Genomic DNA, 21,056 nt, shown 5'->3' on the forward strand with positions numbered 1-21,056 from the left:
AGGAGGCATCATGGACTTGCGGTTGGCTGGGAAGGTTGCCGTCGTGAACGGCGCCAGCCAGGGCATCGGCTATGCCATCGCGCGCATGCTGGCCGGTGAAGGGATGAAACTGGCGATCAGCGCCCGCAAGGAGGCGGCGCTGGCGGAGGCGGCGGACCGCATCCGCAGCCAGACCGGCGCCGAGGTCCTTCCCATCGCCGCCGATATCCGCAGCGCAGAGGATTGCGAGCGCATCGTCGCGCAATCCCTCGCCCATTACGGTGGAGCGGACGTGCTGGTCAACAATGACGGCGCGCCACCGGTCGGCGGCCTGCTCGGCTTCGACGATGCCCGATGGGCGGTGGCGGTCGAGCAGAATTTGATGAGCGTCGTCCGCATGACCCGCGGCTTCGTCCCGTCGATGCGGCGGCGCGGCGGCGGCAGTGTGGTCAACATCACCGCCATATCGGCCATCCAGCCGATCGCCACCTATGGGCTGTCCGTCGCGACCTGGGCGGGGGTGATCGGCTACGCCAAAACCGCGTCGATCGAACTCGGCGCCGACAACATCCGCATCAATACGGTCTGTCCGGTACCGGTGCATACCGGGCGCCTGGAAAAGGCGTCCGCGAAAATCGGAAGCCGCCTGGAGGATCTGTGGGAGGATCTGGGCCGGGACATTCCGCTCGGCCGTGTCGGCCAACCGGAAGAGATCGCCGACGTGGTGGCGTTCCTGGCCTCGCCGCGCAGTTCCTACGTCACCGGCACAACGCTGCAGGTCGATGGCGGCATGCTGAAGGGGATCCGCTGAGGCGGCGGACTTCCCGGCTTGCTCCGGGACGGGCCTGTGGCCCGAACCGGAACAAGCCAGTTCAGCCGCGCAGGAAGCCGCTGGCCGGATCGATCCAGTCCTGCCGGGGCGGGTTGAAGATGTCGTATTCGAGCGTGTCCTCCAAGGCCTCGACGCTGTGAGGCAGGTCGGAGGGGATCATCACGATCCCGCCGGCACCGACGAGGATCTCCTGCTCCCCCGCTTCGCCGAACGTGAATTTCAAAGCGCCCGAGACGACGTGGGTGAATTGCTCGTTCGGGTGGGAATGGCGGGGCACCGTGTCGCCCTTGCGGAACTTCACCTCGCCGACCATCACGGTCCCGCTCGTAACGAAGCGCCGGGTGATCGATCCGCGCAGATGTTCCGACGGCAGGTCGCACCAAATGTAGTGTGTCGCCTGTTCAGCCATTTTCCTTCGATTCCGACAAATTGTTTGTTTGGTGAGAAAGCATTCTCCGGATGAGCGGCGTGATCGCAATGAAGGAAATTCGGGACATAGCCAATGTCTATGGAAGGAAGAGTTAAAAACTGGCGCTGTCCCGCTGGAAATACATGGCTGGGGAATGCACAGTTTCTAGGATATTTGCAGGCGCCCCATGATCAGCGACCGGTAGGCACGCGGCCTGCCGGCCCGACACGGTGCGCTTTGCCGGCACCACAATTCAAATCAGGGAGAGGGACCATGAAGGGAAGCGTCAGGCTGGCTCTGGCCGTCGGCGGCATGATCACCTTGGCGGCCGGGACCGGCCGGGCGGCGGACGAGGTGGTCAGGCTCGGCCTCTCGGTGCCGTTGTCCGGTACCGCGGCCGTCTGGGGCAAGGCGGCGGACTGGCTCTGCAAGCGGGCGGCGCAGGACGTCGCCGCGGCGGGAGGAGTCAAGGTCGCCGGCAAGACCTATGCCTTCGAATGCATTTCCTACGACAACAAGTACAACGCCGCCGACGGCGCGAAGGTGGCGCAGACGCTGCTGAACCGCGACGGGGTGCGCTTCATCGCGCTGAGCATCGGAACCGCGCCGGTGCGGGCGTTGCAGTCGCTGTCGGAACGGAACGGCGCCCTGCTGTTCACGGTTGCCTGGGGCGCCAGCATCAAGGGTCCGAACTTCCCACTGACCTTCACCCAGATGAACACGCCGTACGAACTGTTCGGGCCGCTGCTGGGCTATGTGAAGAACGAGAATCCCGGGATCAGGACGGTGGCGCTGCTCAATCCCAACGACGCGACCGGGCAGGATTCCGAACCGGTCAACCGCAAGGTCTGGGAATCGCTGGGCGTCAAGGTGGTGTCGAGCGACTGGTACGAGCGCGGAACCACCGAGTTCCAGCCGATCGCCGCCAAGATCGCCGGCATGAAGCCGGATGCGGTCGATCTCGGAACCTCGCCGCCCGGCGAAAGCGGTTCGATCCTCCGGGAGCTGAAGGTGCTGGGCTGGGACGGCGTGAAGGTCGAAGGCACCGGATCGGGCACCGACGGCATCGTCCAGACCGGCGGCGAGGCGGCCAACGGCGTCTATGTCGGTGCCGCCATCCCCTTCGACGGGCCGTTCGCGACAGACAGGCAGAAGGCGATCAACGAGGAGGCCCGCGCGGCGTTCGGCGAGAACCTGAACGCCATCGAGATCGGCGCCTACAATGCCGTGATGGCGCTCAAGGCCGGCATGGAAAAGGCGCAGAGCGTCGATCCGCGCAAGGTCGCGGCGGCCCTGCCCGAGGTGGTGTTCGACTCCTTCTACGGGCCGGCCGCCTATGGCGGAAAAGCGGATTACGGGTCGGCGCAGCAGATGCTCATCCCCGTGATCGTCAGCCAGATCCAGGGCGGAAAGTTGGTGGAGCGGCAACGGATCCTGCCCGACGAGCTGAAGGCCCGCATCGGACAGTGACGGCCGGCGGCGGACGATGCCGCCGCGCGCCAAACGGGGATTTCCAATGTCCATCAGAACCAGGATCATGGGCGGCTTCCTCGGCCTGCTGCTGTTGACGGCCGCCGTCGCAGCCGCCGGCTGGCAGGGTCTGGAGGCCTTCGCGCGGCATGTCGCCGGCGCCCAGGCGGCACAGCAGCTGGCGATGGATGCCGCCGTCATGGTCGCCGCCGGCGACAGGGCGGGGCGGGGTGCGGCGCCGGACGACGGCAAAGACGTGGAGCGGCTGATCCGGCAGGTGCTCGCGGACATCGCCCTGGTCGTCCGGCTGTCGGAGATCGCCACCGACGAGCAGGCGGTGCTCGAGGCACCGGTCGGGGTCTTCAGGGCCGCCGTCGAGGAGCAGGCCGCGCAGCAGGGCGCCATCCGGGAGATCAGCCGCTCCCTGAACGAGGTGACCGGGGGATTGCAAGCGGTGGCGACCGCCGTCGCCGATGCCCAGGCCAAGGAAGTGTCGGCGGCGCGGACCGCCTTCGCCCAGGTGAAGCAGCGTCAGGCGAAGGTCGCGGTCGCCGATCAACTGATGAGCGCGCTCGGCCAGAATCTTGCCGAACTTCAAGGCGCGCAGGCCGTCTGGGCGAGATCGGCCGATCCGGCCGATGCGGAGCGGTTGCGCTGGGTTCAGGACGGGACCAGGGGCGCGGTGACGGCCCTGCGGGCAAGGCTGGGCGAGGGAGCCGCGGTGGTGGCGCTGGCCGCCGCGCTGGATGCCTACACAGAGGTGCTCGATGCCGCGCTCCGCACGGCCGACGGGCGGGGGCTCGACGGAGCGCTGGCGCTCGTGCAGGACCGCATGGGCCTGCTGAGGACTGCGGTTCTGGAGGAGCGCAACACCGTGAGCGACCAGATGGAGGAGGCGCAGGATCGGCTGACCAAGGCCACCGATCTCCGCGATGCCGCGCTCACCACGATCGGGCTCGGCAATCGTGCGCAGGCCGAGGGTCTGGCGCTGGTCGCCACCGGAACCGACAGCGCCGATCTCGACCAATCGACCGGGCTGCTGCTGGGGATTACCGAGGAGATCTATTTCCGTGTCGCCGACCCGGACATCCGCCGGAATTTGGGTAGGCTTCGCAACGACATCGGGCAGCTTCGCGCCGGCGCCGGGAAGATCGTCGTCGCCAAATCGGAGCAGCGGCGCCTGACCGCCAGCCTGTATGCCAGTGCCGGAGAGGTCGCCGCGCAGGCCGAGCGGTTGCGCCGCCTCGGGCTCGACCGGATGGAGCAGGGGCGGCGGGAAGCCGGCTGGCTGATCGCGGCGGGGGTGTCGTTCGCCCTGGTGATCGGGAGCGGTCTCGCCTGGGGGATCGGGCGGGGGATCACCGGCCCGCTGGCCGGGATCGTCACCGCCATGCGCTGTCTGGCGCGGGGCGAGATGATCGACAGCGTGCCCGGCCATGACAGGCGGGACGAACTGCGCACCGTGGCGGAGGCGCTCGAAATCTTCCGGGCCAACATCCTGGAGATGGATCGTCTGAAGCGGGAGCAGGACGATATCCGGGAACAGGCGGGGATGGCGCGGCGCGCGGCGATGGAAACGCTCGCCGCATCGTTCGACCGGAACGTCCATCGGGTGGTGGAGGCGGTGGGCTCCTCCGCCCGGAGCTTGCAGGACACGGCGTCGCGCCTGTCCGAGACGACCGGGCAGGCGTCCGGGGAAGCGTCGAGCGCCGCGGATGCGGCCTCCGGCGTTACCATCGACGTCCAGACCGTCGCCTCGGCGACCGAGGAGCTGTCGGCCTCGATCGGCGAGATCGGCCAGCAGATGGACAGCTCGGTCCGGATCACGGCGGAAGCCACCGCTGCAGCCAGGGAGTCGACCCGGAAAATGGCCGCGCTGTCGCAGGCCGCGTCGGAGATCGAAGCCATCGTGCAGATGATCCAAGGCATCGCCGAGCAGACGAACCTGCTGGCGCTGAACGCCACCATCGAAGCGGCCCGGGCCGGGGAGGCGGGGCGCGGTTTCGCCGTGGTCGCGGGAGAGGTCAAGCAGCTCGCCAGCCAGACCTCGCAGGCGACGGAGAGCATCACGGGCCGGATCCTGTCGGTGCAGAGGGCGTCGCAGGACTCGGCACAGGCCATCCAGGCCATCACCGACATCATCGGCCGGATCGACGCGATCACCGAAGGGGTGTCGGACGCCGTGGAAAAGCAGGGCATCGCGATCCGCGAGATCGCGACCGGAATGCAGCGGGTGGCCGGGAGGACGGGCGACGCCTCCAAAAGCATCGGCGGGGTCTCGGCCGCGATGGCGAGTACCGACGGGATCGCCGGACGCGTCCTTGCCGCCGCGACGGCGCTGGCCGGCGAAGCGGATTCCCTGCGGGTGCAGGTGGACGGCTTTCTCAAGCAGGTGGCGTCGGCCTGACGGCACCGCGCCCGGCTGCCGGTGGCGGCTTCCCCATCTGCAACCCTTATCCGGCATAGGCCCGTCCTATGGATGGGCCGACGGCCCGACTGGGGTCTAGGTCGCCCGTCCGCCGGGTGTTAGTCTTCCAAACCAGTCGGGTCTTACGGACCTCTGCACCCCAGAAAATTCGTTGGTAAAACGGAAGGTCGGCGCTTCGCTGCGGGATCGTGCGATCTCCCGGAAGCCCCCTCAAGACGCCATGCCCACGGAAAGATCAGCCGCCGCGTCGTCCTTCGACGGCGCGATCCGCATCCGCGCGGGCCGCTTCCATCGGACCCGACCGTCGGCTTCCGGCAATAATCCATGAGACAGGGTGGAGACATGCAAAATACAGGAATGGTCGCCCATCTCCCGGCCATCAAGTCGGGGTCGGCGACATGACCCTCAACCTGATCATCGAGCAGGTTCTGAACGGCTGTCAGCTCGGCGTGATGCTCTTCATGATGTCGGCGGGGCTCACGCTGGTGTTCGGCATCATGAACCTGATCAATCTGGCCCACGGCTCGCTCTACATGTTCGGCGCCTACGTGGCGGCGAGCGTGCTGGCTGCGACGGGAAGCTTCCTGCTGGCCGTGCTGGTCGCGGTGCCGGCCGCCGCGGCGGTCGGCTACGCGGTCGACCGCGTCCTGCTGAGGCACTTCTATCGCCGCAGCCATCTGGACCAGACGCTGGCGACCTTCGGGCTGATCCTGGCGGCGAACGAGCTGGTCCGCATGATCTGGGGGGCGACGCCCCTGGCCATGCCGTTGCCCGGCCTGCTGGCGGGATCGGTGCCGCTGCTCCCCGACCTGCAATATCCGGTGTTCCGGCTGGTAGTCCTGGCGGTCGGGCTGGTCATGGCCGGAGTCCTCTATGTGCTGGTGACCCACACCCGCGGCGGGATGTGGGTCCGCGCCGGAGCCAGCGACCGGACCATGGCGGCGGCGCTCGGCATCGATGTCTCGCGCGTTTTCTCCGTGGTGTTCGTCGCCGGCGCGGCCCTGGCCGGTCTGGCCGGCGTCATGGCCGGACCGATCCTTGCGGTCCAGGTCGGCATGGGGGAGCCGATCCTGATCCTGGCGCTGGTGGTCGTCGTGGTCGGCGGCCTGGGATCGATCCGCGGCGCCTTCGTCGCGGCCTTGCTCATCGGCCTGGGCGACACCTTCGGCCGGGTGCTGCTGCACCCCGCCCTGGGGGCCATGGCGATCTACGTCATCATGGCGACCCTGCTCGCCCTGCGACCGGGAGGCCTGTTTCCGAGCCATGCTTGACAAACCTCAACAGACGACATTCCGCCCGTCGGCGTCCTGGTCCGGCCTGCAATCCCTGCGCCCCCTGGCGCCGGTCATCGTCCTGGTCGGGCTTCTGGCCCTCGTGCCGGTGCTGGCGGAGGGGCTGGACCAGCCGTTCCTGATCCGCGTGTTCACCCGTATGGTGGTGTTCGCCATCGCCGCCGTTTCGCTGAACATCGTCCTGGGCGTGGCCGGGCTGGTCAGCCTGATGCATGCCGCCCTGTTCGGGCTCGGCGGCTACACCGTGGCGATCCTGGCGGAGCACGGCACGACCGAGCTGCTGGTCCTGGTGCCGGCGGCGGTCCTGGGAAGCGGGCTGGCCGCCGCGGTCTTCGGGCTGATCGCCCTGCGGACGGCCGGCGCGTACTTCATCATGATCACGCTCGCCTTCAACCAGATGTTCTTCTACTTCTTCGTCGCGCTGGAACGGTACGGCGGCGAGGAGGGGCTGCAGGTCTTCGCGCCGCTCGACGTCGCCGGCATGGCGCTCGGCGGGCGGACCACGATCTTCTACCTGTGCCTGGCGGTGCTGCTCGCCGTGCTGGTGGCGGGGACGCGGCTCGTCGACAGCCGCTTCGGCATGGTGATCCGTGCCGCCGCCGGCAACGACCGGCGCGTATCCTCGGTCGGCATCGCGCCGCTGAGCTATCGTCTGGCGGTCTTCATCATCGCCGGGGCGATTGCCGGACTGGCGGGAGCCCTGCTGGTCGTGTCGCAGACGTTCATCAGCCCGGCCGAGATGTCCTGGGTGCGATCCGGCGACCTGATCGTCATGGTCGTGCTGGGCGGCATGGCGACGGTCTGGGGCCCGGCCCTGGGGGCCGTGGTGTTCCTCCTGCTGGAACTGCTCCTGTCGGCGCTAACCATCCATTGGCAGCTGCCCTTCGGCATCATCATCATCCTGCTGGTCCTGTTCCTGCGCGACGGCCTCGCCAACCTGATCGGCGCCCTGCGCAGCGGCGATGGAGGGCGCGGCCATGACTGAGCCCATTCTGCAGGTCGTCGGGCTGGGCAAGCGGTTCGGCGGGCTGCAAGTGACCCGCGACCTGTCGCTCGACATCCGCCGGCATGAAACGCATGCCCTGATCGGCCCGAACGGGGCCGGCAAGACGACCTTCATCAACCAGCTGCACGGCGGCATCCTGCCCGACGCCGGCGCCATCCGGTTCGACGGGGTGGAGATCACGCGGGAGCCGGTGCACCGCCGGGCCCTGCTGGGGGTCGCACGGTCGTTCCAGATCACCTCGATCGTCGCCGGCTTCACCGCGCTGCAGAACGTGGCGCTGGCAGTCCAGGCGCGGCAGGGGCACAGCTTCCGCTTCTGGAAGCGGGCCGACGACGACCGCACGCTGCAGGAACCGGCGATGGAGTGCCTGCGGCTGGTCAATCTGGGCGGCCGGGCCAATACCAAGGCGGCCCACCTGTCGCACGGCGACCGCCGCCAGCTGGAGATCGCCATCGCGCTGGCGATGGAGCCGAAGCTGCTCCTGCTCGACGAGCCGATGGCCGGCATGGGACGCGACGAGAGCCAGCGGCTGGTGCAACTGCTGAAATCGCTCAAGGGCCGCTACACCATCGTCATGGTGGAACACGACATGGATGCGGTGTTCTCGCTGGCCGACCGGGTGAGCGTTCTGGTGCGCGGCAGCGTCATCGCCACCGGCACGCCGGCCGAGATCGGCGCCGACCCGGCGGTCCAGGCCGCCTATCTCGGTCATCAGCATTAGAGTGCGATCGGTTCGGACGGACTCGTCTGAAGCGTGAATTGCACGGAAAATCAAACGACCAGAGTCCACCGGATGCTTCGGTGAGCCTCCGGTGGACTCCAAGGGGGCGGCATGCTTCTCGAATTGTCGAACGTCCAGGCCGGCTACGGCGCCGTCCGGATCCTGCACGGACTCTCGCTCCGGCTGGCGAAGGGGGAGGCGATTGCGCTCGTCGGCCGCAACGGGATGGGAAAGACGACCACGATCAACACGATCATGGGCATTTGTCCGCCGCGTGGCGGAACCATCGCCTTCGACGGGGCGCGGATCGACGCGATGCCGGTCCACCGGATCGCCCGGCGCGGCGTCGGTCTGGTTCCCGAGGGGCGCCGGATCTTTCCCAACCTGACCGTGCGAGAGAACCTGCTGATGGCGGCCCGTCCGGCGCCCATGCGGAATACCGGGCGCAACTGGTCCTACGATCGGGTGCTGGAGGCCTTCCCCCGCCTGCGCGAGCGGCTGGGGAATCCGGGCAACCTGTTGTCCGGCGGCGAGCAGCAGATGCTGGCGATCGGACGGGCGCTGGTCACCAACCCGTCGCTGCTGATCCTCGACGAGGCGACGGAGGGGCTGGCCCCGCTGATCCGCGAGGAAATATGGGCCAACCTCGCCATGCTCCGCTCCGACGGCATGTCGATGATCGTCGTCGACAAGGAGATCGAGGCGGTCTGCAAAGTGGTCGACCGGCAGTACATCATCGAAAAAGGGGCCGTGGCGTGGGAGGGCAGGGGATCGGCCCTGCTGGAGGACGAGGCCCTGCGCAACCGCTACCTGAGCGTCGGCGAAGCCACGGCCTGAGGCATCGCCGGAGCGGCCGGGCGGCCCCGTGTGGCTATCGGCTATGTCCGGGATAGCCGCTTCCTATGGGGCCGGAGCGGCCGGGCTCCGGCTCTTCCTTCGGTACGGCGAAGATGGAATGCTGCCCTCCGCGACCCTTGCCCGGCAGGCCATACGCAACCGGCCTTGCGCAGCGGCGCACATCGCTTTCCGGAGACCAGCAGCATGAACACTCCGCGCCGTCCCATAGACCTGACCGCGCTCGACCTGTCCGAGGGCTGGGAACCGCTGAAGGGCTACCCGGCCGACTTGCAGGTGAAACTCCTCTCCGACGACCTGGACGAGACGACGAAGATCGGTGCGCGCACGCGGATCGTCCGCTTCGCGCCCGGGTTCGCCACGTCCGCCACCCTGGTGCACGACTACTGGGAGGAGGTCTATCTGCTGGAGGGAGACATGCAGTTCGACGGCGAGGCCGGCGAGTGCGGCATCCAGGCGCCCGCCTATTCCTGCCGGCCGCCGGGTACGCCGCACGGCCCTTACGCATCCCGTCGGGGATGCCTGATGCTCGAATGGCAATATTATCGGAAATAGCAGGGCGGCGGGACATGCAGAGCCCGGCCTGAGCACTTCGAGGACTTCAAATGCCCAGCCTTTTCGACCCGATCACCCTTCGCGGCGTCACGTTGCGCAACCGGATCGGCGTTTCGCCGATGTGCCAGTACAGCTCCGTCGACGGGGAGGTGAACGACTGGCACCTCGTCCATCTCGGCTCCCGCGCGGCCGGCGGCGCCGGACTGGTGCTGACGGAGGGAACCGCTGTGCTGCCGGAGGGGCGCATCACCCCATCCGACCTGGGGCTCTGGCGCGACGGGCATGTCGAGGGACATGCCCGCGTCGTCCGCTTCCTGAAAAGCCAGGGCGCCGCCACCGGGATCCAGATCGCCCATGCCGGACGCAAGGCCGCCCGGCTCCCGCCCTGGGAGCTCGACCCGCGCGAGCAGCAAGGCCGCCCCCTTACGGAGGAGGAGGGGGCATGGCCGCTGGAGGGCGCCAGCCCGCTGGCGTTCGACGACGGCTATGCCGCCCCGCGCGCCATGACCGGCGAAGAGATCCGGCGGGTCGTGGAGGCGTTCGCCGCCGCGGCCCGGAGGGCCGACGCGGCCGGCTACGACTGGCTGGAGGTTCATGCGGCCCACGGCTATCTGCTTCACTCGTTCAATTCACCGCTGTCCAACCGGCGCGAGGACGAGTATGGCGGCACTCTGGAAAACCGGTGCCGCATCACCCGCGAGGTGGCGCAGGCGGTCCGCTCGGTCTGGCCGGCCGGCAAGGTGCTGTCCTTCCGGCTGTCCCACACCGACTGGACCGATGGCGGATGGAGCACCGGCGACACGGTGCAGCTTGCCCGCTGGCTCAAGGAGGACGGGGTCGATCTGATCGACGTGTCGTCCGGGGGGAACGTGCCGCGTCCCGCCATCCCTTTCGGCCCCGGTTATCAGGTTCCGGGTGCCGAGGCGGTCCGTAGCGGCGCCGGAATTCCGGTGGCGGCGGTCGGGATGATCCTGGAGCCATCCCAGGCCGACGGCATCATCCGGGAAGAACAGGCCGATCTGGTCTATCTCGGCCGCGAAATGCTTCGGGATCCCTACTGGCCGCTGCGTGCGGCGGTGGCGCTCGACCGGACCGGGGAGGCCCGCGTACCGGTCCAATACAACACGGCCTGGATGCGGCTGGGCACCTTCGCGCTGGAGCCGCTGTCCGTTCCCCGGATTTCATCGAAAAGATGAAGGTTGGGATCGCGCCCCTCGCCGGCATGCCTCTTCGACATCGTCCTCAGTTTCCCGTGCTCTGCGCATTCTTCCTCCTGGCGGAGCGCGGGACTTGAGCCGGGCGTGCATCGCCCGGCTCCCTTTCCAAACCATCGCATTTTGCGGGATGCGGCGTCTTCGACGCGCGGCGAAATGCAGTCAGAACCTCCCGCCGCACTGCGCGCTCCCCGCGAAGCGCGGCGTTCGGGCGGGGTGATGCGAACACTCTCCCCTCTTTTTCGAGGCCCATTGCGCCTCCTCGATGGAAATGCACATGAGTGGACGCGAAAGCTTGGAATTCGACGTGCTTGTCGTGGGCGCGGGTCCGTCCGGCCTGTCCGCGGCCATCCGTCTGAAGCAACTGGCGCAGGACAGCGGAAAGGAGCTGTCGGTCTGCGTCATCGAAAAGGGCTCGGAGGTGGGGGCGCATCTGCTCTCCGGCGCGGTGTTCGAGCCGCATGCGCTCGACGAGTTGATCCCGGACTGGCGCGACAAGGGCGCCCCGCTCGACACCCCGGCCAAGGAAGACCGCTTTCTCTTCCTCACCGAGGCCAAGGCGTTCCGCCTGCCGACCCCTCCGCAGATGCACAACGCCGGCAACTTCATCATCTCGCTCGGCAACCTCGGCCGCTGGCTCGGCCAGCAGGCGGAGCATCTGGGCGTCGAGATCTATGCCGGCTTTGCCGGCGCGGAAGTGCTCTATGATCCATGGGGTGCGGTGAAGGGGGTCGCCACCGGCGACATGGGCATCGGCAAGAACGGCGAACCCACCGGCAACCACACCCCCGGTGTCGAGCTGCACGCCAAACAGACCGTCTTCGCCGAAGGCTGCCGCGGCAGCCTGACCAAGACGCTGATGGCGCGTTTCAACCTGCGCGACGGCGTCGATCCGCAGACCTACGGCCTCGGCATCAAGGAGCTGTGGGAGATCGACCCAGCCAAATCGAATCCGGGCCTGATCGAACACAGCATCGGCTGGCCGTTGACCCCCGACACCTACGGCGGTTCGTTCCTGTACCACCTGTCGGGCAATCTGGTGTCGGTCGGTTTCGTGGTGGGGCTCGACTATTCCAACCCGCATCTGAGCCCGTTCGAAGAGTTCCAGCGCTACAAGACGCACCCGACGATCCGTCCGACCTTCGAGGGCGGCCGGCGTCTGGCCTACGGCGCCCGTGCGCTGAGCGAGGGCGGCTTCCAGTCGATCCCGAAGCTGGCCTTTCCGGGCGGCCTGATCGTCGGCGACGGCGCCGGCTTCCTGAACGTGCCGAAGATCAAGGGCAACCACACCGCCATGAAGTCGGGCATCGTCGCGGCGGAGGCGGTGTTCGAGCACCTGACCGGCGGCGGCGACGACGGGCGTGAGGTGACGGAATACCAGGCGCGGCTCAGGCGATCCTGGGTGTGGGACGAGCTGTACCGGGTGCGCAACATCCGGCCCGGCTTTCGGAAGGGCCTGTGGGCCGGCCTCGCCAACGCGGCCTACGAGACGGCCGTCGGCGGCAGGTCGCCGTGGACGCTGCACCACAAGCACCCGGACCATGCGACGCTGAAGAAGGCCGGCGACGCGCCGCCGATCGCCTATCCCAAGCCGGATGGCAAGGTGAGCTTCGACCGGCTGTCCTCGGTGTACCTGTCGAACACCAACCACGAGGAAGACCAGCCGCCGCACCTGACGCTGAAGGACGCGGAGACGCCGATCCGCGTCAATCTGGCCCTCTACGACGCGCCGGAGACCCGCTACTGCCCGGCCGGGGTGTACGAGATCGTCCGCAGCGGGGACGGCGGCGATCCGCGCCTGCGGATCAACGCGCAGAACTGCGTCCACTGCAAGACCTGCGACATCAAGGATCTCACCCAGAACATCGACTGGGTGACCCCCGAGGGCGGCGGCGGACCGAACTACCCGGGACTGTAGGGCTATCCGCGGAGTGACGCGGAGGCACGACTTGAAACGACGGTCCTCCCCGCCGGCAGGGGCGACCGGCGGCACTGCGTTTCCGCCACGCCGCCATAGTGGGACCCTATGGCCCGCATAGATGACATCCCATTTGACGGATATCGTCCAAGCGCCGTTTAATTCTCCGAACATCGACCCGAAACACTAATGGAACTGAAATGGACGCGGATTCCTTTCCCGAAATCAGAGAGTCTGTCCGCCGTTTGTGTGCGGGTTTCCCTGGCGAATACTGGCGCAAGCTCGATGCGAACCGCACTTACCCGACCGAATTCGTCCAGGCATTGACGCAGGCGGGCTTCCTCTCGGTGCTGATCCCCGAGGAATACGGCGGCTCCGGCCTCGGCCTCGGTGCGGCGACCGCGATCCTTGAGGAAATCCACCGCAGCGGCTGCAACGGCGGCGCCTGCCACGCCCAGATGTACACGATGGGCACCCTCCTGCGGCACGGCACGCCGACCCAGAAGCAGGCCTATCTCCCCGGAATCGCCGATGGGTCGCTCCGCCTCCAGGCGTTCGGAGTGACCGAACCGACGAGCGGCACCGACACCACCCGCATCCGCACCTTCGCCCAGCGGGAGGGCGACAAATACATCGTCAACGGCCAGAAGGTCTGGATCTCGCGCGCCGAACATTCCGACCTGATGCTGTTGCTGGTGCGCACCACGCCTCGCGATCAGGCGGCCAAGCCCGCGGAGGGCATGAGTGTTCTGCTGGTCGATATGCGCCAGGCGGTCGGCAACGGGCTAACCATCCGGCCGATCCGCACCATGATCAATCACGCCACCACCGAACTGTTCTTCGACAATTTGGAGGTCCCTGCGGAGAACCTGATCGGCCAGGAGGGCAAGGGCTTCCGCTACATCCTCGACGGCATGAACGCGGAACGCATCCTGATCGCGTCGGAATGCATCGGCGATGCCCGCTTCTTCATCGATCGGGCTTCGACCTATGCCCGCGAGAGGGAGGTGTTCGGCCGCCCCATCGGCGCCAACCAGGGCGTTCAGTTTCCCATCGCACGCAATTACGTGGAGACGCAGGCCGCGGCGTTGATGGTCGACAGGGCCTCGTCCATGTTCGACGCCGGCATCCCGTGCGGCACCGAAGCCAACATGGCGAAGCTGCTGGCGTCGGAGGCCTCCTGGCATGCCGCCGATACGTGCCTGCAGACCCATGGCGGATTTGGCTTCGCGGAAGAATACGACATCGAGCGCAAGTTCCGTGAAACGCGCCTCTATCAGATCGCGCCGATCTCCACCAACCTGATTCTGTCCCACGTCGGCACGCACGTGCTCCAGATGCCGAAGTCGTTCTGACAGGGACGCCCGCGAGGGATGGGTATGATGAACCTGGAAAACCTGAAGGACTGGATCGGGCGCGAGGAGGATAACCTCGACGTCGCCGCGGTGCCGCCGCTTCTGGCGCTGGCCGCCACGCTGGATTACGTGGCTCCGCCCTGGCGATCCGGCGAGGTGCCGCCGCTCGGGCATTGGCTGTATTTTCTGCCGAAAGCCATGCAGGGGATGCTCGACCGCGACGGCCATCCCCGCCGCGGCGGTTTCCTGCCTCCAGTGCCGTTGCCACGCCGCATGTTCGCCGGCGGACGCCTGGAGTTTCTCGCGCCAATCCGCCAGGGCGAGGCCCTGCGCCGGCGCTCGACCATCCTTTCCGTGGAACCCAAGACGGGCCGCTCGGGCCCCATGCTGTTCGTGACGGTTGCGCACGACGTCTTCGTTCAGGACGGTCCCGCGCTGCGCGAGGTGCAGAACATCGTCTATCGCGAGGCGGCGGCTCCCGGTGCCGCGCCGTCCACCGACGCGGCCGACGCGGCACCGTCGGCCGTGTGGGAGCGGACCGTCGAACCCGACCCCATGCTGCTGTTCCGTTTCTCGGCGCTGACCTTCAACGGCCATCGAATCCACTATGACCGACATTACGCCGAGGCGGTCGAAGGATACCCCGGGCTCGTGGTTCATGGTCCGCTGATCGCCACGCTGCTGATGGACCTGTTCCTGCGTCACAATCCCGGCGCCCGGATCTCTGCCTTCCAGTTCCGTGCGCAACGGCCTTTGTTCGACGTGCAGCCCTTTACGCTACTTGGCACGCCGACCGCGGGCGGGGCGTCGCTGTGGGCACTCGATCCCGCCGGACGGATCGCCATGCAGGCCGAGCTGGAGGCCGGGTGATGCGCCGCCGCAGCTGGCTGTTTACGCCCGGCACCAGACCGGAGCGCTTCAATCGGGCGGCCGAGGCCGGTGCCGACGTCGTCATCATCGACCTGGAGGATGCCGTCGCGCCCGGCGACAAGGCTGCGGCACGGGCCGCGGCGATGGACTGGCTATCCCAGACGCCGGATGGCCATATAGGGCGTGCATTGCGCATCAACGCTCCAGGCACGGCCTTCGGGCTTGAAGACGTGCTGGCCTTCCTGCACTCCGGAGCGCAGCCCGACGCGCTCATCGTGCCCAAGGCCGACTCGCCCGACATCCTGCGCTTGCTGGACGGGCTGCTGACCCAGGCGGGAAAGGCCGCCCGCCTGATCGCTTTGATCGAGAGCGCGGGAGGCGTGGAGAAGGCCGAGGCCATGGCGCGGGCCACTCCGCGCCTCGATGCGCTGTTCTTCGGGGCCGCCGACTTCGCCGCCGATCTCGGTGCGGGCTGCGCGTGGGAACCGTTGCTTCTGGCGCGCAGCCGGGTGGTCCAGGCGGCGGCGCTCGGCGGGCTTGCCGCCATCGATTCACCGTACTTCATGCTGGGTGACGATCCCGGATTGCGCGCCGAAACGCATGCATCCGTCCGCCTCGGCTTTGCGGGCAAGGCGGCCATCCATCCGAGGCAGGTGGCCGTCATCAACGAAGCGCTGACGCCGGGTGCGGAGGCCGTGGCGGAGGCCCGCCACATCCTGCAGGAAAGCCTCAAGGGCGTCGGCGTGGTCTCCGGCCGCATGGTCGACGAAGCGGTGGCACGCAAGGCGCGGCTCGTTCTCGCTGCGGCCGGAGAGCCGGCTGTGGAGTAGAGGCCCGGAACTCCAGCCGGAGCCGGTAACGAGACAACGGACCGTGGCGGTCGCCGTGCAGGGCGATGCGCGATGTCACGGTCGTACCCATACGGAATTAGGGAGGGATGCCGAGTTGAGCAGGGTGCTGGTGCCCGTCAAACGGGTGGTCGACTACAATGTGAAGGTCCGTGTGAAAGCGGACGGCTCGGGCGTGGAGACGGCCAACGTCAAGATGTCGATGAATCCCTTCGACGAGATCGCCGTCGAAGAGGCTGTCCGCCTGAAGGAAGCCGGCAAGGCTACCGAGGTGGTCGCCGTCTCGATCGGCCCTGCCGGTGCCCAGGAGACGCTGCGCACCGCGCTGGCGATGGGCGCCGACCGCGCCATCCTGGTGCAGACGGATGCCGAGCTGCAGCCGCTCGCCGTCGCCAAACTGCTCAGGGTGTTGGTCGACAGGGAGGCTCCACAGCTGGTGCTGCTCGGCAAGCAGGCGATCGACGACGACTGCAACCAGACCGGCCAGATGCTGGCAGCCCTCCTGGGTTGGCCGCAGGGCACGTTCGCCTCCAAGGTCGTCGCCAGCGACAGCAAGCTCGCCGTCACCCGCGAGATCGACGGCGGTCTGGAGACCATCGAACTGACGCTGCCGGCGGTCGTCACCACCGACCTGCGCCTGAACGAGCCGCGCTATGCCTCGCTGCCGAACATTATGAAGGCGAAGAAGAAGCCGCTCGACACGCTCACGCCCGACGCGCTCGGCGTCGATGTCGCGCCGCGTCTGACGACACTCAAAGTGACCGAGCCGCCCAGGCGCAAGGGCGGCATCAAGGTGGCCGATGTGGCCGACCTCGTGGACAAGCTCAAGACGGAAGCGCGGGTGATCTGACATGACGATCCTGATCCTGGCCGAACACGACAACGCGTCGCTCAAGACCGCCACGCTGTCCGTCATCGCCGCCGCCCGGAAGATCGGCGGCGAAGTCCACGTCCTGGTCGCCGGGCAAGGCGCCCGCGTCGCGGCCGAGGCCGCCGCCCGGGCCGAGGGCGTCGCCAAGGTGCTGCTGGCCGAGGACGCAATCTACGCGCATGCGCTGGCCGAGCCGCTGGCCGCACTGCTGGCAAGCCTGGCGCCGGGGTACGGCCATGTGCTGGCGGCGGCGACCTCCACGGGCAAGAACGTGCTGCCGCGCGTGGCAGCGCTTCTGGACGTGTCGCAGATTTCGGAAATCACCGCGGTGGTGTCACCGGATACGTTCGAACGGCCGATCTACGCCGGCAACGCCATCGCCACCGTCCAGTCGGCCGACCCGGTGAAGGTCATCACCGTCCGCACCACCGCCTTCGAGGCGGCCGCCGCGGGCAACGGCGCGCCGATCGAGAGCGTCGCCGCGGCGGCCGACCCCGCCCTGTCGCGCTTCGTCTCGGCCGAGCTGTCCAAGTCGGAGCGTCCGGAGCTGACCTCCGCCCGCATCGTGATTTCCGGCGGGCGCGGCATGCAGTCGGGCGACAACTTCCACCTGCTGGAGACCATCGCCGACAAGCTGGGCGCCGCCGTCGGTGCGTCGCGCGCCGCAGTGGATGCGGGGTACGTGCCGAACGACTATCAGGTCGGGCAGACCGGCAAGATCGTGGCTCCGGACCTCTATATCGCCGTCGGCATCTCGGGCGCCATCCAGCATCTGGCCGGTATGAAGGACAGCAAGGTCATCGTCGCGATCAACAAGGACGAGGAGGCGCCGATCTTCCAGGTCGCCGACTACGGCCTCGTCGCCGACCTGTTCACGGCGATGCCGGCCCTGGACGCCGCCCTGTAGGGGTGACGCCAACCCTCCGTCAGGTCCGGACGGCTTCCGGATGTTCTCTTCTGGTCGGGATATCATGATGCATGCCTCCCCCTTTCGCAAAATTCTGGTCGCCAACCGGGGCGAGATCGCCATTCGTGCGCTGCGTGCGGCTACCGAACTCGGGATCCCGACCGTCGCCGTCTTTGCATACGAGGACCGTTTTTCACTGCACCGCTTCAAGGCGGACGAGAGCTATCGGATCGGCGAGGGCAGGGGACCCATCGAGGCGTATCTCGACATCGACGCCATCATCGCCACCGCCGTCCGCACCGGCGCCGACGCCATCCACCCCGGCTATGGCTTCCTTTCCGAGAACCCGGACTTCGCCGACGCCTGCGCCGCGGCGGGCATCACCTTCATCGGTCCGTCGGCCGACACAATGCGCCTGCTCGGCAACAAGGTGGCGGCGCGCACCCTTGCCGTCTCGGCCGGCGTTCCCGTCATGCCCGCAACGGGCGCACTGCCCGACGACGTCGCCGGGGCGGCGCGCCTTGCCGCGGAGATCGGCTATCCCCTGATGCTGAAGGCAAGTTGGGGCGGCGGTGGCCGTGGCATGCGCGTCGTCGAGACGGCCGAGGATCTTCCGGATCTGGTCGCCGCCGCCCGGCGCGAGGCCCAGGCTGCTTTCGGCAACGGCGAGCTTTACCTTGAGAAGCTCGTCCGCCGCGCCCGTCACGTCGAGGTGCAGGTTATGGGCGATGCGCACGGCACGCTCGTCCACCTGTTCGAGCGCGACTGCTCCGTCCAGCGCCGCAACCAGAAGGTCGTCGAGCGCGCCCCGGCCGCCTACCTGACGGCGGTCGAGCGCGCCGCGCTGTGCGACGCCGCACTCACGCTTGCCCGCGCTGCCGGCTACCGCAACGCCGGCACCGTCGAGTTCCTGATGGACGCCGACACCGGCGCCTTCTACTTCATCGAGGTGAACCCACGCATCCAGGTCGAGCACACCATCACCGAAGCGGTCACCGGCATCGACCTCGTGAAGGCGCAGATCCGCATCGCCGCCGGCGCCCGCATCGGCGATGCAGGGAGCGGGGTTCCGGCCCAGAGCGACATCACCCTGTCGGGCCATGCCATCCAGTGCCGCATCACCACCGAGGATCCGGACAACACCTTCGTCCCCGACCACGGCCGCATCAGCCTGTACCGTGGCGCCAACGGCTTCGGCATTCGTCTGGATGGCGGCACGGCCTATTCCGGGGCACTGGTCACGCGGCACTATGACAGCCTGCTGGAAAAGGTGGTCGCCTGGGCGCCGACACCGGACGAGGCGATCGCCCGCATGGACCGGGCCCTGCGCGAGTTCCGTATCCGCGGCGTGACGACCAACCTCACCTTCCTTCAGGCGCTGATCGCGCATCCGGAGTTCCGCGCCGCCACCTGCACCACGCGTTTCATAGACTCCACGCCCGAGCTTTTCCGCAGCCCGCCGCATCGCGATCGCGCCACCCGGCTGCTGACCTACATCGCTGAGGTGATGGTCAACGGCCATCCCGAGCTGAAGAGCAAAGCCGCTCCCCGTCCGGCACAGCCGAAGCCACCCGCCGTGTCCGCGGACGCGCCGCCGCCGGGCCTCAAGCAGCGTCTGGAGTCGGACGGGGCCGACGTCCTGGCCCGCTGGGTGCGCGAGCAGCGCAAGGTGCTGATCACCGACACCACCATGCGCGACGCCCACCAGTCGCTGTTGGCCACCCGGGTCCGAAGCCAAGATCTGCTCGCCGCTGCGCCGGCCTACGCCCGGCTGCTGCCGCAGCTGTTCTCGGTCGAGTGCTGGGGCGGCGCCACCTTCGACGTCGCCATGCGCTTCCTCAAGGAGGACCCGTGGGAGCGCCTCGCCGGCATGCGGGCGGCAATGCCGAACCTGCTGCTACAGATGCTGCTGCGCGCGTCGAATGCGGTTGGCTACGCCAACTACCCGGACAATGTGGTGCGCCACTTCGTCCAACAGGCGGCGGCGGGCGGCGTTGACGTGTTCCGCGTCTTCGACAGCCTGAACGGGGTCGAGAACATGCGCGTCGCCATCGACGCGGTTCGCGGGACCGGAGCGATCTGCGAGGCGGCCCTCTGCTACACTGGCGATCTGCTCGATCCGTGCCGGCCGAAGTACGATCTGAAATACTACGTGGCCCTCGCCAGGGAACTGGAGGCGGCGGGCGCCCACATCCTCGGCATCAAGGACATGGCCGGCCTGTGCAAGCCGGCGGCGGCCGCTCTGCTGGTGCGCACGCTGCGCGAGGAGGTCGGGCTGCCCATCCACTTCCACACCCACGATACCTCCGGCGCCGGCGCGGCCAGCGTGCTGGCTGCGGTGGAGGCCGGGGTGGACGTGGTGGACGCCGCCATGGACAGCCTGTCGGGGTTGACCTCGCAGCCACCCCTTGGTTCCATCGCCGCGGCGCTTGAGCATACGGCGCGCGATACCGGCCTTGACCGGCGGGCGATTACGGCTCTGTCCCATTATTGGGAGCAGGTGCGGCGATGCTATGCGCCGTTCGAGAGTAACGTGCGTGCCGGTACGTCGGAGGTCTACCGGCACGAAATGCCCGGCGGCCAGTACACGAACCTGCGTCAACAGGCGCGCGCGCTCGGTCTGGAGGAGCGCTGGGATCAGGTGGTGGAGGCCTACGCCGCGGTGAATCGGCTGTTCGGCGACATCGTCAAGGTGACGCCGACGTCGAAGGTGGTCGGCGACATGGCGCTGGTGATGGTCACCGGCGGGCTGGGCGAGGCGGATGTGCTCGATCCGGCAAAGGAGATCGCCTTTCCCGATTCGGTGGTGCAGCTGATGCGCGGCGAGATCGGCCAGCCGCCGGGCGGCTTCCCGGACGCTTTGCAGCGCAAGGTGTTGAAGGGCGGGACGCCGCTGCCTGGCCGGCCCGGTGCGCTGATCCCGCCGGCCGACCTGGAGGCGGAGCGCGGCGCGGCGGAGCGTGCGGCAGGCCATCCGGTCGACGACCGCCAACTCGCCTCATACCTCATGTACCCGACTGTGTTCACCGACTACGCCGGGCACCGCGCGGCTTATGGGGACGTCGGTGTGCTCCCCACCCCGGTTTTCTTCCATGGGCTGGTGCGGGGCGAGGAGGTGTCACTGTCTCTGGAACCGGGCAAGACGCTGGTGGTGCGTTACTTGGCGATCGGGGAGGCCGATGAAGCCGGGCAGCGCGCCGTGTTCTTCGAACTGAACGGGCAGCCGCGCATGATCGAGGTCCAGGATCGCTCGGTAACGCCGGCGCGGGCTGGACGGCCCAAGGCAGAGAACGGCAACCCCGCCCATATCGGGGCGCCGATGCCTGGGCTGATCACCGGGATCCTGATCCGGCCGGGCCAGCGGGTCGAAGCCGGCGACGCGCTGATGTCGCTGGAAGCGATGAAGATGGAGACCATCGTGCGCGCCGATCGCTCCGGTGCGGTCGAGCGCATCGTGATCGAGCAGGGATGGAGTGTCGAGACCAAGGATCTGCTCGTTGTGGTATCCGATTGAAGGGGAACTGAA

General features: G+C 68.0%; 17 protein-coding genes. 16 read left to right on the forward strand and 1 reads right to left on the reverse strand.

Annotated elements, in window-relative coordinates:
- Positions 1–10: 10 nt before the first annotated feature.
- Positions 11–790 carry an SDR family oxidoreductase gene (locus ABNQ39_RS15255; RefSeq protein WP_376961290.1) on the forward strand — a complete coding sequence of 260 codons (780 nt, stop codon included), beginning with the start codon at positions 11–13 and terminating at the stop codon, positions 788–790.
- 61 nt (positions 791–851) lie between these two features.
- Here ABNQ39_RS15255 and ABNQ39_RS15260 read toward each other — a convergent pair whose 3' ends face one another.
- Positions 852–1,220 (reverse strand): cupin domain-containing protein, encoded by a 369-nt coding sequence (locus ABNQ39_RS15260; RefSeq protein WP_376961292.1) that lies wholly within the window; start codon positions 1,218–1,220, stop codon positions 852–854.
- Between the two features lie 273 nt (positions 1,221–1,493).
- On the opposite strand from ABNQ39_RS15260, the gene ABNQ39_RS15265 reads away from it, so the two are divergent.
- From ABNQ39_RS15265 to ABNQ39_RS15335, 15 genes are all read left to right on the forward strand, one after another.
- Positions 1,494–2,690, forward strand: a complete 1,197-nt coding sequence (locus ABNQ39_RS15265) for an ABC transporter substrate-binding protein (RefSeq protein ID WP_376961294.1) — start codon at positions 1,494–1,496, stop codon at positions 2,688–2,690.
- Positions 2,691–2,736: 46 nt separating this feature from the next.
- Complete coding sequence (locus ABNQ39_RS15270; RefSeq protein ID WP_376961296.1) at positions 2,737–5,097, forward strand: methyl-accepting chemotaxis protein; 2,361 nt, start codon at positions 2,737–2,739, stop codon at positions 5,095–5,097.
- A gap of 419 nt (positions 5,098–5,516) precedes the next feature.
- Positions 5,517–6,389 carry a branched-chain amino acid ABC transporter permease gene (locus tag ABNQ39_RS15275; protein ID WP_376961298.1) on the forward strand — a complete coding sequence of 291 codons (873 nt, stop codon included), beginning with the start codon at positions 5,517–5,519 and terminating at the stop codon, positions 6,387–6,389.
- Entirely contained in the window at positions 6,382–7,395 is a 1,014-nt protein-coding gene (locus ABNQ39_RS15280) for a branched-chain amino acid ABC transporter permease (RefSeq protein ID WP_376961300.1), read from the forward strand. The genes ABNQ39_RS15275 and ABNQ39_RS15280 overlap by 8 nt, the downstream gene beginning before the upstream one ends.
- Positions 7,388–8,137 carry an ABC transporter ATP-binding protein gene (locus tag ABNQ39_RS15285; RefSeq protein ID WP_376961302.1) on the forward strand — a complete coding sequence of 250 codons (750 nt, stop codon included), beginning with the start codon at positions 7,388–7,390 and terminating at the stop codon, positions 8,135–8,137. The genes ABNQ39_RS15280 and ABNQ39_RS15285 overlap by 8 nt, the downstream gene beginning before the upstream one ends.
- A gap of 111 nt (positions 8,138–8,248) precedes the next feature.
- Positions 8,249–8,974: an ABC transporter ATP-binding protein gene (locus ABNQ39_RS15290; protein WP_376961304.1), complete on the forward strand. Its 726-nt coding sequence runs from the start codon at positions 8,249–8,251 to the stop codon at positions 8,972–8,974.
- Positions 8,975–9,178: 204 nt separating this feature from the next.
- Positions 9,179–9,547 carry a cupin domain-containing protein gene (locus ABNQ39_RS15295; RefSeq protein ID WP_376961306.1) on the forward strand — a complete coding sequence of 123 codons (369 nt, stop codon included), beginning with the start codon at positions 9,179–9,181 and terminating at the stop codon, positions 9,545–9,547.
- A 50-nt stretch (positions 9,548–9,597) separates the two neighbouring features.
- Positions 9,598–10,743, forward strand: a complete 1,146-nt coding sequence (locus ABNQ39_RS15300) for an NADH:flavin oxidoreductase/NADH oxidase (protein WP_376961308.1) — start codon at positions 9,598–9,600, stop codon at positions 10,741–10,743.
- Positions 10,744–11,038: 295 nt separating this feature from the next.
- Positions 11,039–12,679, forward strand: coding sequence for an electron transfer flavoprotein-ubiquinone oxidoreductase (locus ABNQ39_RS15305; protein ID WP_376961310.1), 1,641 nt, complete (start codon positions 11,039–11,041; stop codon positions 12,677–12,679).
- 200 nt (positions 12,680–12,879) lie between these two features.
- The gene (locus tag ABNQ39_RS15310; protein WP_376961312.1) at positions 12,880–14,034 is read left to right on the forward strand and encodes an acyl-CoA dehydrogenase family protein; all 1,155 of its coding nucleotides are present in this window, start codon (positions 12,880–12,882) and stop codon (positions 14,032–14,034) included.
- Between the two features lie 24 nt (positions 14,035–14,058).
- The gene (locus ABNQ39_RS15315) at positions 14,059–14,904 is read left to right on the forward strand and encodes an FAS1-like dehydratase domain-containing protein (protein ID WP_376961314.1); all 846 of its coding nucleotides are present in this window, start codon (positions 14,059–14,061) and stop codon (positions 14,902–14,904) included.
- On the forward strand, positions 14,904–15,734 hold the full coding sequence (gene ripC / locus ABNQ39_RS15320; protein ID WP_376961316.1) for an itaconate degradation C-C-lyase RipC: 831 nt from the start codon (positions 14,904–14,906) through the stop codon (positions 15,732–15,734). Before ABNQ39_RS15315 ends, ripC begins: the two co-directional genes overlap by 1 nt.
- Positions 15,735–15,864: 130 nt before the next feature.
- Positions 15,865–16,602 (forward strand): electron transfer flavoprotein subunit beta/FixA family protein, encoded by a 738-nt coding sequence (locus ABNQ39_RS15325; RefSeq protein ID WP_376961318.1) that lies wholly within the window; start codon positions 15,865–15,867, stop codon positions 16,600–16,602.
- A gap of 1 nt (position 16,603) precedes the next feature.
- Positions 16,604–17,530: an electron transfer flavoprotein subunit alpha/FixB family protein gene (locus ABNQ39_RS15330; protein ID WP_376961320.1), complete on the forward strand. Its 927-nt coding sequence runs from the start codon at positions 16,604–16,606 to the stop codon at positions 17,528–17,530.
- A 64-nt stretch (positions 17,531–17,594) separates the two neighbouring features.
- Complete coding sequence (locus tag ABNQ39_RS15335) at positions 17,595–21,044, forward strand: pyruvate carboxylase (protein WP_376961322.1); 3,450 nt, start codon at positions 17,595–17,597, stop codon at positions 21,042–21,044.
- Positions 21,045–21,056 lie beyond the last annotated feature (12 nt).

Source organism: Azospirillum sp. A26 (assembly GCF_042604635.1).
GTDB classification, from domain to species: domain Bacteria; phylum Pseudomonadota; class Alphaproteobacteria; order Azospirillales; family Azospirillaceae; genus Azospirillum; species Azospirillum palustre.

Excerpts from the sequence above, each read along its gene's own strand:
- ABNQ39_RS15255 (WP_376961290.1), top strand. The coding sequence starts at position 11 with ATGGACTTGCGGTTGGCTGGGAAGGTTGCCGTCGTGAACGGCGCCAGC.
- ABNQ39_RS15260 (WP_376961292.1), bottom strand. The coding sequence starts at position 1,220 with ATGGCTGAACAGGCGACACACTACATTTGGTGCGACCTGCCGTCGGAA.
- ABNQ39_RS15265 (WP_376961294.1), top strand. The coding sequence starts at position 1,494 with ATGAAGGGAAGCGTCAGGCTGGCTCTGGCCGTCGGCGGCATGATCACC.
- ABNQ39_RS15270 (WP_376961296.1), top strand. The coding sequence starts at position 2,737 with ATGTCCATCAGAACCAGGATCATGGGCGGCTTCCTCGGCCTGCTGCTG.
- ABNQ39_RS15275 (WP_376961298.1), top strand. The coding sequence starts at position 5,517 with ATGACCCTCAACCTGATCATCGAGCAGGTTCTGAACGGCTGTCAGCTC.
- ABNQ39_RS15280 (WP_376961300.1), top strand. The coding sequence starts at position 6,382 with ATGCTTGACAAACCTCAACAGACGACATTCCGCCCGTCGGCGTCCTGG.
- ABNQ39_RS15285 (WP_376961302.1), top strand. The coding sequence starts at position 7,388 with ATGACTGAGCCCATTCTGCAGGTCGTCGGGCTGGGCAAGCGGTTCGGC.
- ABNQ39_RS15290 (WP_376961304.1), top strand. The coding sequence starts at position 8,249 with ATGCTTCTCGAATTGTCGAACGTCCAGGCCGGCTACGGCGCCGTCCGG.
- ABNQ39_RS15295 (WP_376961306.1), top strand. The coding sequence starts at position 9,179 with ATGAACACTCCGCGCCGTCCCATAGACCTGACCGCGCTCGACCTGTCC.
- ABNQ39_RS15300 (WP_376961308.1), top strand. The coding sequence starts at position 9,598 with ATGCCCAGCCTTTTCGACCCGATCACCCTTCGCGGCGTCACGTTGCGC.
- ABNQ39_RS15305 (WP_376961310.1), top strand. The coding sequence starts at position 11,039 with ATGAGTGGACGCGAAAGCTTGGAATTCGACGTGCTTGTCGTGGGCGCG.
- ABNQ39_RS15310 (WP_376961312.1), top strand. The coding sequence starts at position 12,880 with ATGGACGCGGATTCCTTTCCCGAAATCAGAGAGTCTGTCCGCCGTTTG.
- ABNQ39_RS15315 (WP_376961314.1), top strand. The coding sequence starts at position 14,059 with ATGATGAACCTGGAAAACCTGAAGGACTGGATCGGGCGCGAGGAGGAT.
- ripC (WP_376961316.1), top strand. The coding sequence starts at position 14,904 with ATGCGCCGCCGCAGCTGGCTGTTTACGCCCGGCACCAGACCGGAGCGC.
- ABNQ39_RS15330 (WP_376961320.1), top strand. The coding sequence starts at position 16,604 with ATGACGATCCTGATCCTGGCCGAACACGACAACGCGTCGCTCAAGACC.
- ABNQ39_RS15335 (WP_376961322.1), top strand. The coding sequence starts at position 17,595 with ATGATGCATGCCTCCCCCTTTCGCAAAATTCTGGTCGCCAACCGGGGC.